Source organism: Synechococcus sp. RS9907, from assembly GCF_014279615.1.
GTDB lineage: Bacteria > Cyanobacteriota > Cyanobacteriia > PCC-6307 > Cyanobiaceae > Parasynechococcus.
In genome coordinates, this window is the sequence record NZ_CP047944.1 from 1,494,605 (window position 1) to 1,506,927 (window position 12,323).

A 12,323-nucleotide genomic window follows, 5' to 3' on the forward strand; every position below is an offset into this window, starting at 1 on the left:
ATTCTGCTGTAATCCGATGGTAGAGGTGAGCAGTGCCCCCATGTCCACAGGTTTCCCACTGTTGGTGGGTGCGGGCCCCCTGCCTGAACTCAAAATGCGTCAGGCCTGCGAAGCCCTGGCACGGGCTTGCCGATGCCCTCTCACCACGGTGGCCAGTGGTGCATCACCGGCTGAGGTTCTGCAGACCAACCCGGCGGCAACAGGGCTGGTGCGGCTCAGCGGCGACGCAGCCCGGCCGACCCCGCAGGGTGATGCCAGCTGGCTGCAGGCCCTGGCCGACTGGCGTCAGCCGGTGCTGCTGCTGACCACTGCTGAACAGGACGGTTCAATCTCTGGCGCAGCCGCGGCCTACGCCGCCCTCTGCCGGGAACTTCAGGTGCCGCTGCTCGGCCTGGTGCAGCTCCAGGGCCCCTGGAACGGCCCAGCGCGACGCCGGGACGGCCTCAGCTGGCTGGGCTGGATCCCCGATGAACAGCATCCGGAACAGACCGAATGCGTCGACGCCCTCGCCCGGAGGCTGCAACTCCGCAGCCCTGCTTAAGGCTGGGGCCAGAGGGGAAGGCTGGCGCCGGCGTCGATCTGGCGCAAGGTCTGCTCACCGGCCCGCTCGGCCAAGGGCAGCCGGCTGATCCGTGCGGGTTCAGGGCTGGCGATGATCGCCGCGGCCAGGCTCAGCTGCTCCGCACGACTGAGGTTGGTCTCCACCTCAGTGTTGACTTGGTTCACCAAACCAGGAATCACCTCAATGCCACTGGGGGCCTTGACCTGTTCGATCAGACCCTCAACAAGGATGTTTTGGCGCTGGCGACGCTGGGAGACAGCCTTGGGATCGGGCAGATGGCGCACCAGCTGTTCCGCCTGGGCACCGTTGAGACGCTGTCGTCCGGCCTGGAGCATGACGGTGTAATCCTGCGTCTTGTCCTGGCGTTTGTAGGAGTCGCTCAACACCACCTCCACCTCGCCCAGACCATCCACCAGGCGGCGTAGGGCCGCACGGGGCATCACCACATAGCGCTTGGGATCACCCTGCTGAAGACCAACAATGTCGCGGATGGCATCGCCAAGAAGACTGACGCCACCCCGTCGCCACAACTGAGCCAAGGGGCCCGGATTCTCTTCGCCAGGGAGCTGAACTCCGAGCTCCGTGGGGATCTGGAGCACCTGAAGCGGCTCCTGGGCGGCAATGCGAAGCAGCAGCAGTGCATCGGCATTGGGGGGGCCCTTGGGCGCGGCCTGATTGGAGGCGGCACCCAGCCGATCCGCATCAACACCGATCACCAACACCGTCACCGGGACCTCCGGGAAGGGGGCCAAAGTTTCAGGTTGATCCGCACTCAGCGGAGCGCCCGCGGCAACGCGATCGGGCTTTGGCCAGAGGGTCGCCATCAACCACCCGGTCACACCAATCCCCAGCACGGCAGCACCGACACACAGCGCACCGCGAACTCGGGATGGCGACAACCAGTTCATTTCGCTGGACGAACCGCAATGGCGCTTAGTTTCGCCCAGATCTCCAGTTCCTAGTCTGGGCACCGTGAAGCCGTCATCGATGTCCCTCCGCCACGACTACCGCAGCCGACCACCCGAACAGGTGCGCGTGGTGGTGTTCGGAGCCACGGGCTACATCGGCCGCTTTGTGGTGAAGGAACTGGTCGAACGGGGCTACCAGGTGATCGCCTTCGCCCGCGAGCGCAGCGGCATCGGTGGTCGCCAGAGCAAAGACGAGGTGATCGCCGATTTCCCGGGAGCTGAGGTGCGTTTCGGGGATGTCACCGATCCAGCCTCAATCGCCGCCGAGGCCTTCGATCAACCCACGGATGTGGTGGTGAGTTGCCTGGCGTCCCGCACCGGCGGCCGCAAGGATTCCTGGGCGATTGACCATGCAGCCACCCTCAACACGTATGAGCAGGGACGAGCGGCCGGGGTGGCCCACTACGTGCTGCTCTCGGCCATCTGCGTGCAGAAGCCGCTGCTGGAATTTCAGAAGGCGAAGCTGGCCTTCGAAGCCGTGTTGCAGGCAGATGAGGAGATGAGCCACTCCATCGTTCGCCCCACCGCCTTTTTCAAAAGCCTGGGCGGACAGGTGGAAAGCTGCCGCAAGGGCGGCCCCTACGTGATGTTCGGAGGTGGAACCCTGGCCAGCTGCAAGCCGATCAGCGAAGCCGATCTAGCCCGCTTCATGGCGGATTGCATCCATGACGAGTCCAAACGCAACCAGGTGCTGCCGATTGGGGGGCCGGGTCCGGCGCTGAGCGCCCGGGAGCAGGGAGAGATGCTCTTCCGCGCTCTGAACAAGCCCGAACGGATGCTGTCGGTGCCGATTGCCCTGATGGATGCACCGATCGCCGTGCTGGACGCGCTGGCTCGCGTGTTCCCAGGCATCAACGACACAGCGGAATTTGGTCGGATCGGCCGCTACTACGCCAGCGAATCCATGCTCGTCTGGGATGAGCAGAAGCAGTGCTACGACGCGGATGCCACGCCGTCCTATGGAACCGACACGCTGGAGCAGTTCTTTGAGCGCGTGGCCCGGGAGGGCATGGCCGGGCAGGACCTGGGGGATGCGGCGCTGTTCTGAAGCCGCCATCCTTGGGTGACCAAGGCCCCCCCATGGATCAATCCACCGTTGACCCGGCCAAGGCCGGAAGGGGGCGCAGCACCGGGGTGCTGCTGCATCCCACCGCCCTGCCGGGCAGCCCCGTCTGCGGCAGCTTTGGTGAGCCCTGCCGCCGTTGGCTCCAGCTGCTGGCCGACCATGGCATCGGCGTCTGGCAGATGCTGCCCCTGGCACCGCCGGATCCCACCGGCTCGCCCTACAGCTCACCCTCCTCCAATGCCCTAAACCCCTGGTTCCTCGACGGCCAGGACCTGGCCAACGAGGGGTTCATCGGCGAAGAAGCACTCAGGGCCGCTCCAGGGGCTGATGCAGCGCTGGAGGGTGCGGAGCGTGTGGAGTTCAACCTGGCCCAGCAACGGGCCAGTGCCCTGGGGGATGCCCTGCTTGCCGCCTGGCCTGAGCAGGATCCATCGCGACATGCCGCCTTCGAGCGCTGGGCGCAACGACAGCGCAGCTGGCTGCAGGACCATGCCCGTTTCCAGGTTCTGCACGATCAACACAACACCGCTTGGTGGGAGTGGCCGCTGCCGCTGGCTCGGCATGACAACAAAGCCCTGCGGTCCTGGGCGGAGCAACACCATGACGCGTTGCTGCGGGAACAGCTGATCCAATGGCAGCTCGACCGGCAGTGGCAGGCGATCCGCCGCCAGGCGACCAACCTGGGCATCCAGCTGTTTGGCGATCTGCCCTTCTATGTGAGCAGTGACAGCGCCGATGTCTGGAGCAACCGTTCGCTCTTCACCGTCAAGGAGAACGGCCAGCTCACCACCCAGAGCGGTGTTCCGCCCGATTACTTCTCGGAAACCGGACAGCTATGGGGCTCACCCGTGTACCGCTGGGGACAGCATCGAATCACGCGCTTCCGCTGGTGGCGGCAAAGAATTGCGCGCCAGCGGGAGATGGTGGATCTGCTGCGCCTGGATCACTTCCGGGCCCTTGCGGCCTTCTGGGCCGTACCCGGAGGAGACAGCACCGCAGAGAACGGACAGTGGCAGCCCTCGCCGGGTCACGCCCTGCTGCGCAAGCTGCGCAGGGATGCCGGTGGCTCTCTCCCCTTGATTGCCGAGGATCTCGGCGTGATCACACCGGATGTGGAACAACTCCGCGATGCCTTCCGGTTGCCGGGCATGAAAGTGCTGCAGTTCGCATTCGACGGCGCATCCGACAACCCGTATCTGCCGGAAAACACCGATGGGCATCGCTGGGTCGTCTACACCGGCACCCACGACAACCCCACAACGCTGGGCTGGTGGAACGGGCTGGATGCCGACAGCCGCGCCCGCATCGCCACGCGGGTGAATGGTGAGATCAGTGCTCCGGCCTGGCATCTGCTCGACATGGCCTTTGCCACAACCGCAGGCCTGGTGATCGCCCCATTGCAGGACCTGATGCACCTCGATGACCGGGCCAGGTTCAACACCCCCGGCACCTGCGAAGGCAACTGGAGCTGGAGGCTGGGCAGCTTTGATGCAGCTCTGGGGAATGCCCTGGGCGGCTACGGGAGCAGGGGAGCGGTCTGGGGGAGGTCGCTCTCCGGAGCCGGCAATTTGTTGACCCGGTAGATCCCCGGCCGCTCTTGATCCACGGGCAGAGGCTCTCCATTCCAGAGCACCTGATCCTCAGCACCAGCCGGAGGGTCCAGGCGCACCTCGATCGGGGCCATCAACTGCAGGGTGAGCGTGCCGGCGCTCGTTGCGAATTGAACCCGATCTCCCCCACCGCTGGAGAGCTGCAGCTCTCTTGGCTCAGCCACAACAACCTCCAGCACCCCCTGGGACTGCGGCAGGGCATCCCGCACCAGATCAAGCCACTGCTGAGGCGTGCGTTTCTGAACCTGTTCCAGGGGGCGCAGGGCCGCGATGCCTTCGTCTGAACCCACCGGGTTCGGACCACGGCTGATCGCCTCCACATCAGCACGCACGGGTTCGAGGCTGAGGCTGTTGCGCAGAGCCAGGTCCTGTTGTTGACGGTTGATGGCCAGCAGGCTGAAGGCGATCACCGCCGCATAAACGACCGTTCCCTGCCAGGTGGTGAACACATCGATGTTGCCCAGGGTGAAGCGACCCAGGCCCGCTTTGGCGGGTCCGCGGCGGAGCAACACCGGCGGGGGAAGCAGGGGGTCGAGGCATCCCCCGGGCAGGGCCAGGCGACGCTCGATCTGAGGAAGCATCGAGGCGAGGTAGGCCCGCTCGGGCAGGCGATCACGCCAGCCCCGCTCCAGGGCCTCGATCACGGGGGTGGTGATCCGGGTCTCATTGGCCAGATCACGCAGCGAGAGGCCCAGCTCCTCGCGGCGCCGTCGCAGCAGCAGCCCCAGATCCTGACGCTGCTGCTCCTGGGCCTCAACCGTGCCGGCATCAGGGCTGGAACCCTTGCGCGGACGTCGCCACCAAAGTCCTGGACGCTTCAGTCGCATGGGCTGTAGGGCCACTCCATCGGGTCAGCCCGCTCGAGCAAGGGCTTCCATTCTCCCTCGCTCAACCAGATCCAGCACCCCTCGGCCAGATCACCGAGCGGCAACCCGGCAATGGCCGTGCGCTGCAGGTCCAGCACCGGATGGCCCAGGGCTTCCGCCATCCGGCGGATCTGTCGATTGCGCCCTTCCCGCAGCTCAATCTCCAGAAGCGAGCGGTCACCCCAGGCCCGCAACCGGCGCACCCGAGCGGGGCGGGTCAAGCGACCATCCAGAGGCAGACCCCGACGCCAGCGATCGAGGACCGGCTCCGGCGGCACACCCTTTACCCACACCCGGTAGGTCTTGGCGTGGCTGTAACGCGGGTGGGTGAGCTTCAAGGTGAGCTCACCCAGATCAGTGAGCAGAAGCGCACCATGGCTGTCGGCATCCAGACGGCCAACGGGGTGAAGACCAGCCCGATGCTGCGGAGGAAGCAGGTCCAGCACCGTGCGGCGACCCTGCGGGTCATCGCAGCTGCAGATCACCCCCACCGGCTTGTTGATCAGCAGAACCCGCGCCACACCACGGGACGGCAACGGCTGACCATCCACATGAATCATCTGCTGCTGCGGATCGGCCTGGTCGCCAACGCGGGCGACCTGTCCATCCACCGTCACGCGGCCGGCCTGGAGCCATTCCTCAGCCCGGCGCCTGGAGCAGAGGCCGGCAGCAGCGATCAGTTTCTGCAGGCGCTGGCGCGTCATTGCAGGGGTTCCCGGGGCACGAGCAGATCCATGCAGGCTCCACCGGCGGGATGGTTGCGGGCTTCGATGCGACCGCCATGGTTGACGGCGATCTGCTGAACGATCGCCAGTCCCAGGCCACTGCCGCTGCGGTTGGAGCGGGTGCGGGAGGGATCCCCCCGATAGAAGCGTTGAAACATGCGCGTGAGATCGGCCTCACTCAAGCCAGGGCCATGGTCACGAATGCTGAGCAACCACCAGCCGCCGCTCTGGCGGACGGACACGTCAATGCTGCTCTCATCAGGGGAGTAGCGCAGGGCATTATCGAGAAGGTTGAGCACCGCACGGTGCAACCGGCGCTGATCACCACGCAGGGGGCCGGATTCGCTGCGGTCCAGCTGCAGCGTCACCCGCCGTTCCTCCGCGATCGGGCCAATGGATCCCCAGGCGCTGTCCACCAGATCCTCCAGGGTGAGGGGCACATGCTCGCTGTCGTCCTGCGGCAGGCTGTTTTCCAACCGCGACAGCTCCAGCAGGTCTTCCACCAGCAGCTGAAGACGCCGGAGTTCCTTCTGCAGCCGTTGCACCAGGGCCGTGTCGTCTTCCTTGACGGCCAGTTCCAGCCGATCGCTCACCAGCATCAGGGCGGTGAGGGGGGTCTTGAGCTCATGGGCCACATCACTCACCCAGCGTTCCTGCTGCTGTTGCTGGGCTTCGAGGGACTGACGGCTCTGGATCAGCACCAGCCAGCATTCGTCGCTGCCCGGCAGAACAACCGCCTCCAGCGGGGTCCCCTGTTGATCCCATTCACAACGCTGGGAACGCAGCTGATAGCGGCTGCTGAAGATCAACTCCTCCAAGACAGGAATGTCGAGGACATCCCGGAGCTTCATGCCACGAACCAGGCGATTGGAGGGGATATGAAGAAGGCGTTCGGCCCGGTCGTTGATGTAGGCGATGGAGTGGTCCGGGGCCAGGATCATCCAGCCCTGGGTGGCCGCATCAATCCAGGCCAGCAGCTGGGGAGCGTTCAAGACGATGGAGCGATCCTTAAACGTTCGCTTCGACGTTCGCTTGGACGCCAGAACGCGGCGTCGACGCTGCAGCAGAAGCGTGATCCCAATGCCAGCTGCAAAGCCGAGTGCGGCGGAGATCACCACAGCACCCTCAGCCGAAGCGATACCCGAAGCCGCGAACCGTACGGATCAACTGAGGCGATGAGGGCTCCTGCTCAACCTTTTCCCGCAGCCAGCGGATGTGAACATCCACGGTTTTGGTGTCACCGATGAAGTCGACACCCCAGATTTTCTCCAGCAGCTGATCGCGACTCCAGACGCGCTTGGGGTTCTGGATGAACAGCTCGAGGATCTTGTATTCCTTGGGAGAGAGTGTGAGGTCCGTTCCATCCCGGGTGACCCTGCATTCACTGGGATACAGGCACAGGTTGGCGTGAGTGAAGGAATGCTGTTGGGAGGGTGACGTCTCCGATTGACTGGATCGCCGCAGTAAGGCCCTGCAGCGGGCCACCAGTTCGCGCAGCCCGAAGGGTTTGACCAGGTAATCGTCGGCGCCCACCTCAAGCCCCAGCACCCGATCGGTCTCACTATCACGGGCGCTGATCACCAGGATCGGGGTGGTGTTGTTGATGCGACGGAGCTCGCGGCAAAGGTCAAGCCCCCCCAAGCCGGGGAGCATCAGATCGAGCACGATCAGATCCACCGGATCTGAAGTTTCAGCGGTGATCAGATTGAGGGCTGAGGCGCCATCGGCGCAGGTTTGCACCTCGAAACCTTCCGCGCGCAGGGCCTCTCCAACCGTTTCCCGGATGCTGTCGTCGTCTTCCACCACAAGCAGACGACGGGTGGAGACAGCCGCAGACAGGGTTGTCACGTCCATAAGGCGGAAGCGCATCCATTCTGCCCGGGAACGCATCCCGACGAAGCAGAACAGCGGCTTCGCTTAAGGGCCCAGATCCCAGAGAAACAGGCCCGGCGAAACAACGCTCAGAAGAAAAGGCTCAGAAGAATTCGTCGAAGTTGTCGAAATCAACCGCTTTGAACTTGCCCGCTTCCACCTGCTGCATCAGGCGCTCCAGCTGAGAAAACAAGGCTCCACCGGTCAGCAGCGAGAGCAGCAGGGCCACCAGCAGAGCAGCGCCTGAGGCAAATCCGAAGATCTGAAGGCAGCAGCCGATGAACAACGTCACCCCAATGAGGGTGCCGGCGTAGCTGAGGTTGATCTCCGCAGTCCCCAGGGGCATCAGGGGTAGTCGGTCTTGCTTCCAGCCATCCAGCTTGTTCTGCACCTGACGGCCGAAGGTGAGGCCGCAGAGCACACCCATCAACAGGCCGATGCCCGCCAGCAGGTAGGGAGGCTGGGGCAGGGTCATCATCTGGAGCAGCTGCTCAAGCTCCTGGGCGCTGATCTCCTCAGGCATCGACGCCGATCTCAAAGAGCTGAGACCTTAGCGGTGAGTTCCACAATCTCGCTGAAAACGTGATCTCGGGATCACGCGGCCGCCAACGGGTTGAGACGCTGCAACAGACCGCCGGCCAGACGCCCTGGGCCGAAGGTGCGACCCAGCAGGCCGACAAGGGCACGCACGTCGTCGGTGTGCAGACGATCGTCACGGATCAGCGTCATCAGCAGACGTTTGCGCAGGTCGGCACCATCTCGGCTGAGCAGCAGCCGCAGACCTGCCCCAGCCACAGGAATCAATTCCTTCCCAGGAGCGGGAGCGTCCTGACCCACCACATCCAGCAAGCTTTCGAGCCGATCCAGGCGCAGGCGGCCTGATTCATCAAAGATCACCTCCAGCAGCTTCTCGCGCATTTCGCTGGTGTCACCCGCCAACAGTCGACGGGCCACGTACGGATAGGCCACAGCAATGATTCGGAAGTTCGGATCCAGCCGCAAGGCAAGGCCTTCCTGACTGACGACGGCCCGGATGATCAAGGCGAAGCGCGCCGGAACCCGGAAGGGGTAATCGAACATCAGCTCCGAGAAACGGTCGGTGATCGCCTTGAAGTTGAACGATCCAACCGAGTCGCCGAGGCTGCCGCCCAACACCTCTTCAAGGGCAGGAATGATCGGCGTGAGATCGGCCGTGGGGCTGAGAAACCCGAGGGATTGGAAGTCCTTGGCCAACCCGGAGAAGTCTCGGTTGATCAGGTGCACCACAGCACCGGTGAGGGTGAGCCGGTCGCTGTCGCTGATGGAATCCATCATCCCGAAATCGACGTACCCCACATGGCCGAGATCGCCGGTGCGACCCGGCAGGGCGAAGAGGTTGCCGGGGTGGGGGTCGGCATGGAAATAGCCGAACTCCAGGAGTTGCTGTAGGCCGCAGATCACGCCAGTGCGGATCAACGCCGTTGGGTCAAGACGCTGGGAACGCAGCTCCTCGCTGTCGCGCATCTTGGCGCCATCGATCCAGGTGGTGGTCAGCACCCGGGTGGAGCTGAGCATCCGCTCCACCTTCGGGATGTAGACCGCATCGTTATCTGCGAAAAGCGCCGAAAACCGCTCAGCATTGGCCGCTTCCAGGCCGTAATCGATCTCCTCGAACAGGCTGCGGCCGAACTCATCAATGATTCCGCCCAGCCCGAAACCGAGGTTGAGCGGCAGCAGCGGCGCCGTCATCACCCCCAAAGCCCGGATCAACACCAGATCCCGCCGCAGGATGAAGGTGAGATTGGGCCGCTGCACCTTCACCGCAACCCAGTGCTGACCCTGCAGACGGGCCTTGTACACCTGGCCCAAGCTGGCGGCGGCGATCGGCGTGTCGGGAAACTCCTCAAACAATTCCTCTGCCGGCGCACCGAGTTCCTCGCGGATGCAAGCCAGGGCGGTGGCATGGGGAAAGGCCGGCAGATCGTCCTGCAGGCGTGTCAGTTCCTCCAGCCAGTCCCGACGCACCAGATCAGGTCGGGTGGAGAGGGCCTGTCCCAGCTTGATGAAGCAGGGCCCCAGACCCGTCAGGGTGTTGAGAATGCGACGCGCCAGCCCCTGCTGAACGGCGGGGTCACTGCTGCCTCCACGCAGCACCAGCACCAGCACCAGCCCCGCCAGGGACCACAGCACCTGAACAAGGCGCGGAATGGCGACCCAGGGACGCAGCAGCAGCCAGCCGAGATCCCGCCCGGGGTCGTAACGCATCGCATCGCGCTGAGTACAGAGAGAGACTTTAAGGAGATCAGGGGGATTTGATGGCGCTTCTGCCCCAGCTCACCCGTCGCCTCGGTCAGCCCCTGTTTCTGCCGGCCCACGGACGGGGGGCTGCCCTTCCGGATGGACTGCGTCAATTGCTGCGACGCCGCGCCGGCGTCTGGGACCTGCCGGAACTGCCAGCCCTTGGCGGTCCGCTGGAGGCGGACGGCGCCATCGCAGACAGCCAACGCTCCGCCGCGGCAGCGATGGGGGTGGCGCGCTGCTGGTACGGGGTGAACGGGGCCACGGGGTTGCTGCAGGCCGCACTGCTGGCCATGGTCCGGCCCGGAGAGCGGGTGCTGCTGCCCCGCAACGTGCATCGCAGCCTGATTCAGGCCTGCGTTCTTGGGGACCTGCGGCCGGTGCTGTTCGATCTCCCCTTTCAAAGCGACCGAGGCCAGCCGGCACCGGCGGATTCGGCCTGGATCGAACGGGTGCTTCAGGCCTTACCCCGCGATGGAGCCCCCATCCGTGCTGCAGTTCTGGTGCATCCCACCTACCAGGGCTATGCCAATGACCCAACGGCAGTCATTCAGCGGCTGCAGCAACAGGGCTGTTGCGTGCTGGTGGATGAAGCCCACGGCTGTCATTTCGCCGCTGGGGTAGACCATCCCCTCCCCCCCAGCGCTCTGCACTGCGGCGCTGACTTGGTGGTGCATTCCCTGCAGAAGTCGGCTGCAGCACTGGCGCAAACAGCGGTGCTCTGGCTGCAGGGGGAGCGTCTGGATCCCGTGCGCGTGGAACGCAGCCTGGGCCTGCTGCAAACCACCAGCCCCAGTGCGCTGCTGCTGGCCTCCTGCGAAGAAGCCCTTCAACACTGGCAGCGGCCCCAGGGACGCTGTGAGTTGCTGCAGCGGCTGCAGGAGGCTGAAGCGCTCGCCAATGGCCTGCGCCACAGCGGCGTGCCTCTGCTGAGCAACCAGGATCCGCTGCGCCTGATCCTGCACACGGGGCAGGCGGGCATCACCGGCCTGGATGCCGACGATTGGTTCCTGCCACGCGGTTTGGTGGGCGAATTGCCGGAGCCAGCCAGCCTCACCCTCTGCCTGGGGCTGGCACGCCACCGAGGGCTGGGACGCCGGATGCGACACCACTGGCAGAACCTGCTGCGGAGCTTCCCAGATCGCACTCCCTTGCCAGCCTTCGAAGCCCCACCGCTTCCGCTGGTCACCTCCCCAGCCCAGTCACCGACCCAGGCCTGGACGGCGGAGCATCAACAGGTGGCGTTGAAGGATGCGGAGGGGTGCATCGCGGCTGAATTGCTGTGCCCTTACCCACCGGGCATCCCCCTGCTGATTCCCGGCGAACGCCTCGATCGCCAGAGGCAGCGCTGGCTTGAACGCCAGCAACTGTTCTGGGGAGACCAGATCCCAGACGCACTGACTGTGGTGAGTGGGGGCTGAGCTGGGACAGCAAAGGTGGCCTCAAGCCTCGAGATCACGGCCAACAGCGATTGATAGTGTGAATCCAGGACGCCTCCAATCAGCGTGATCCGTGAGGTTGTCCTCGATCAGAGCCAAGCACCAGCGGCCCGAGCAGCCCTGCGCAAGCGGTTGATCAGTGGCCTCGGTGTGGGGAGCTTTGGCCTGCTTGTCGTGAGCCTGGGGGGCTGGTGGTTCACCGCCGCGCTGGGGGGAATGGTGCACCTTGGCCTGCTGGAGTTCTTCCGGATGGCGCAATTCAAGGGAATTCGCCCCGCCACCAAAACCACCCTTGTGGCCTGCCAACTGCTGCTGTTCACCACCCAGTGGGCGATCCAGGGAGGGCTGCCGGCTGATGTGGCCCACGCTGTTCTGCCCCTCTCTGGAGCCGCCATCTGCGGTTGGCTGCTGCTGCAACCGGTGACGGGTTCCATCGCCGACATTGCGGCATCGATCTTCGGGCTGTTTTACCTGGGGTTTTTGCCAAGCCACTGGCTGAGTCTGCGCGGTTTGGACAACGGTCTGGAGATCACCCTGTCGGCCTGCCTGATGATCGTGGCCACCGACATCGGCTCCTGGGCCGTGGGACGGCGTTACGGGCGTCGGCCCCTCTCACCGATCTCCCCAGGGAAAACCATCGAGGGGGCGATCGGGGGATTCATCTCGGCCATGCTCATCGGCCTGATCTGCGGCCAGCTGATGGGCTGGGCGCTGCATGGCCTGCCGGGCCTGCTGCTGGGGGCGCTGATCGCCCTGTTCGCCCTGGTGGGAGACCTGACGGAATCGATGATGAAACGCGATGCAGGCGTGAAGGACTCCGGTGACGTGCTGCCCGGCCATGGCGGGATCCTGGACCGGATCGACAGCTATCTGTTCACCCCAGCAGTGGTCTTTTACGCGATCGCTTTATGCCAACCACTGTTGGCCCCATAAGCAGC

Annotated in this window: 12 protein-coding genes; 5 read left to right on the plus strand and 7 right to left on the minus strand. The window is 64.7% G+C overall.

Translation table 11 applies throughout. The annotated features are described in order from the left end of the window. Positions 1–40 precede the first annotated feature (40 nt). A complete protein-coding gene (locus tag SynRS9907_RS08245) occupies positions 41–541 on the plus strand; it encodes a hypothetical protein (protein WP_115082531.1) in 501 nt (166 codons plus the stop codon). Here the strand turns inward: SynRS9907_RS08245 and SynRS9907_RS08250 are convergent. Continuing rightward, positions 538–1,470, minus strand: a complete 933-nt coding sequence (locus SynRS9907_RS08250; RefSeq protein ID WP_188020645.1) for an LCP family protein — start codon at positions 1,468–1,470, stop codon at positions 538–540. The genes SynRS9907_RS08245 and SynRS9907_RS08250 overlap by 4 nt on opposite strands. A gap of 79 nt (positions 1,471–1,549) precedes the next feature. Between SynRS9907_RS08250 and SynRS9907_RS08255 the strand changes: the two genes are divergently transcribed. Both SynRS9907_RS08255 and malQ read left to right on the plus strand, forming a co-directional pair. After that, a complete protein-coding gene (locus tag SynRS9907_RS08255; protein ID WP_188020646.1) occupies positions 1,550–2,578 on the plus strand; it encodes an NAD(P)-dependent oxidoreductase in 1,029 nt (342 codons plus the stop codon). Positions 2,579–2,610: 32 nt separating this feature from the next. Then, entirely contained in the window at positions 2,611–4,179 is a 1,569-nt protein-coding gene (malQ, locus tag SynRS9907_RS08260) for a 4-alpha-glucanotransferase (RefSeq protein ID WP_188020647.1), read from the plus strand. Here the strand turns inward: malQ and SynRS9907_RS08265 are convergent. From SynRS9907_RS08265 to SynRS9907_RS08290, 6 genes are all read right to left on the minus strand, one after another. Then, entirely contained in the window at positions 4,113–5,033 is a 921-nt protein-coding gene (locus SynRS9907_RS08265; RefSeq protein ID WP_188020648.1) for a helix-turn-helix domain-containing protein, read from the minus strand. The genes malQ and SynRS9907_RS08265 overlap by 67 nt on opposite strands. After that, a complete protein-coding gene (locus SynRS9907_RS08270; RefSeq protein ID WP_188020649.1) occupies positions 5,024–5,776 on the minus strand; it encodes a pseudouridine synthase in 753 nt (250 codons plus the stop codon). The genes SynRS9907_RS08265 and SynRS9907_RS08270 overlap by 10 nt, the downstream gene beginning before the upstream one ends. After that, the gene (locus tag SynRS9907_RS08275) at positions 5,773–6,915 is read right to left on the minus strand and encodes a cell wall metabolism sensor histidine kinase WalK (RefSeq protein WP_188020650.1); all 1,143 of its coding nucleotides are present in this window, start codon (positions 6,913–6,915) and stop codon (positions 5,773–5,775) included. Before SynRS9907_RS08275 ends, SynRS9907_RS08270 begins: the two co-directional genes overlap by 4 nt. Before the next feature lie 7 nt (positions 6,916–6,922). Next, a complete protein-coding gene (locus SynRS9907_RS08280; RefSeq protein ID WP_186542600.1) occupies positions 6,923–7,651 on the minus strand; it encodes a response regulator transcription factor in 729 nt (242 codons plus the stop codon). A gap of 121 nt (positions 7,652–7,772) precedes the next feature. Next, positions 7,773–8,192 carry a hypothetical protein gene (locus SynRS9907_RS08285; RefSeq protein WP_006850033.1) on the minus strand — a complete coding sequence of 140 codons (420 nt, stop codon included), beginning with the start codon at positions 8,190–8,192 and terminating at the stop codon, positions 7,773–7,775. Positions 8,193–8,263: 71 nt separating this feature from the next. Further along, positions 8,264–9,913, minus strand: coding sequence for an AarF/ABC1/UbiB kinase family protein (locus tag SynRS9907_RS08290; RefSeq protein ID WP_188020651.1), 1,650 nt, complete (start codon positions 9,911–9,913; stop codon positions 8,264–8,266). A gap of 50 nt (positions 9,914–9,963) precedes the next feature. On the opposite strand from SynRS9907_RS08290, the gene SynRS9907_RS08295 reads away from it, so the two are divergent. Together SynRS9907_RS08295 and SynRS9907_RS08300 are read left to right on the plus strand one after the other, a co-directional pair. Further along, entirely contained in the window at positions 9,964–11,367 is a 1,404-nt protein-coding gene (locus SynRS9907_RS08295) for an aminotransferase class I/II-fold pyridoxal phosphate-dependent enzyme (RefSeq protein ID WP_188020652.1), read from the plus strand. Positions 11,368–11,451: 84 nt separating this feature from the next. After that, entirely contained in the window at positions 11,452–12,318 is an 867-nt protein-coding gene (locus SynRS9907_RS08300; protein ID WP_188020653.1) for a phosphatidate cytidylyltransferase, read from the plus strand. Positions 12,319–12,323: the final 5 nt, after the last annotated feature.

Bases quoted from the DNA above. Each gene is read 5' to 3' on its own strand.
- SynRS9907_RS08245 (WP_115082531.1), top strand. From the start codon at position 41: ATGTCCACAGGTTTCCCACTGTTGGTGGGTGCGGGCCCCCTGCCTGAA.
- SynRS9907_RS08250 (WP_188020645.1), bottom strand. From the start codon at position 1,470: ATGAACTGGTTGTCGCCATCCCGAGTTCGCGGTGCGCTGTGTGTCGGT.
- SynRS9907_RS08255 (WP_188020646.1), top strand. From the start codon at position 1,550: ATGTCCCTCCGCCACGACTACCGCAGCCGACCACCCGAACAGGTGCGC.
- malQ (WP_188020647.1), top strand. From the start codon at position 2,611: ATGGATCAATCCACCGTTGACCCGGCCAAGGCCGGAAGGGGGCGCAGC.
- SynRS9907_RS08265 (WP_188020648.1), bottom strand. From the start codon at position 5,033: ATGCGACTGAAGCGTCCAGGACTTTGGTGGCGACGTCCGCGCAAGGGT.
- SynRS9907_RS08270 (WP_188020649.1), bottom strand. From the start codon at position 5,776: ATGACGCGCCAGCGCCTGCAGAAACTGATCGCTGCTGCCGGCCTCTGC.
- SynRS9907_RS08280 (WP_186542600.1), bottom strand. From the start codon at position 7,651: ATGGACGTGACAACCCTGTCTGCGGCTGTCTCCACCCGTCGTCTGCTT.
- SynRS9907_RS08285 (WP_006850033.1), bottom strand. From the start codon at position 8,192: ATGCCTGAGGAGATCAGCGCCCAGGAGCTTGAGCAGCTGCTCCAGATG.
- SynRS9907_RS08290 (WP_188020651.1), bottom strand. From the start codon at position 9,913: ATGCGTTACGACCCCGGGCGGGATCTCGGCTGGCTGCTGCTGCGTCCC.
- SynRS9907_RS08295 (WP_188020652.1), top strand. From the start codon at position 9,964: ATGGCGCTTCTGCCCCAGCTCACCCGTCGCCTCGGTCAGCCCCTGTTT.